The organism is Pseudomonas sp. FSL W7-0098, assembly GCF_005930585.1.
GTDB lineage: Bacteria > Pseudomonadota > Gammaproteobacteria > Pseudomonadales > Pseudomonadaceae > Aquipseudomonas > Aquipseudomonas bubulae.
Map to the genome: position 1 here is coordinate 1 of NZ_RXHW01000028.1, position 322 is coordinate 322.

The following is a 322-nucleotide window of genomic DNA, read 5'->3' on the forward strand; positions in this document are numbered from 1 at the left end:
ACTTAACGACACTTTGAAATTACATGATGAAAAAGTAGACGAACATTTTCCAACAGATGAAAGTAAAGTACCTGCTTATGCTAAAGCCCAATACATTGACTTGTTTAGTATGCTTCAAGAAGTTGCTAAGGCGTACGAATTCACGGCAAAACGGCATAAAGCGTCTAAAAAAGCCCTAGAAATTCTTGTTACAAATCTAAACGAACATTCTGAAATGGTTAATGAAATCATGGACGATACCGATTATAAAAATTGGACTAAAGAAGAAGACAAACACTATACTGGTGTGTTCTACTACGACTTACATAAAACAGTAGAAGAA

1 protein-coding gene is annotated in these 322 nt (G+C 34.5%); it reads left to right on the forward strand.

Features of this window, described 5'->3' with window-relative positions; genetic code table 11:
* Positions 1 to 322, forward strand: a 322-nt coding sequence (locus FHL07_RS23540; RefSeq protein WP_138738991.1) for a hypothetical protein, incomplete at both ends; no start/stop codon positions are given.